Raw genomic sequence first — 786 nt, forward strand, 5'->3', positions numbered from 1 at the left:
ACCGTGGTCGCGACGGCCGTGACCAGCCGGTTCGCGCGCCGCCGTCGGCGCCCGACGGCGCGGGCGAAGGGATCACGACGGCGGCTCACGGCCCGGACGCTGCCACCCGGCACCGACACGCGCGGCCCCGACCCGCCCGGCCTGTGGGGGAGCCGGTCGCCCCCGCCCGGGACGCGCCCGACCCTCGTCGTCGTCGTCCGGTTCCTCGCGCTGCTGGAGGTGGGAGGCTGGACGCGTGACCACCGTGGTGCACCTCGGGATCGACCTGGCGTGGAGCCACCGCAACCGCACGGGCGTCGCTGCCCTCGACGTGGACGGCCGGCTGGTCGGCTCCGGCTCGGTCCGCAGCGACGACGAGATCGCGGCCTTCGTCGACGCCCACGCACGCGGCGCCGTCGTCGTCGCGGCCGTGGACGCCCCGCTGGTGGTGCCGAACGCGACCGGGCAGCGCCCGTGCGAGGCGCAGGTGACCCGCGAGTTCCGGGCGTTCCACGCCGGCTGCCACCCCGCCAACCGGTCCTGGCCGTGGTTCGACCCTCCGCGCGGGGAGGTGCTGGCCGAGCGCCTCGGCTGGGACGTCGACCCGACGACGCCGCCGGGCCTGGACCGCCCCGTCGCCGTCGAGGTCTACCCGCACCCGGCGATGGTCACGCTCTTCGACCTCGACACCGTCATCCCGTACAAGCAGCGCGGGCCGGCTCGTGACGTGCCGCGGCTGCGCGTCGCGCTCGGCGACCTCCTCGCCCAGATGGAGAAGCACTGCGAGGACCCGCTGGCGCTGGGGGC

General features: G+C 76.8%; 1 protein-coding gene. It reads left to right on the plus strand.

The window, feature by feature from the left end; genetic code table 11:
• Positions 1-235: 235 nt before the first annotated feature.
• On the plus strand, positions 236-786 hold a 551-nt coding region (locus N866_RS17950), incomplete at its 3' end, for a DUF429 domain-containing protein (protein WP_052023238.1).

It is taken from the genome of Actinotalea ferrariae CF5-4 (assembly GCF_000603945.1).
GTDB classification, from domain to species: domain Bacteria; phylum Actinomycetota; class Actinomycetes; order Actinomycetales; family Cellulomonadaceae; genus Actinotalea; species Actinotalea ferrariae.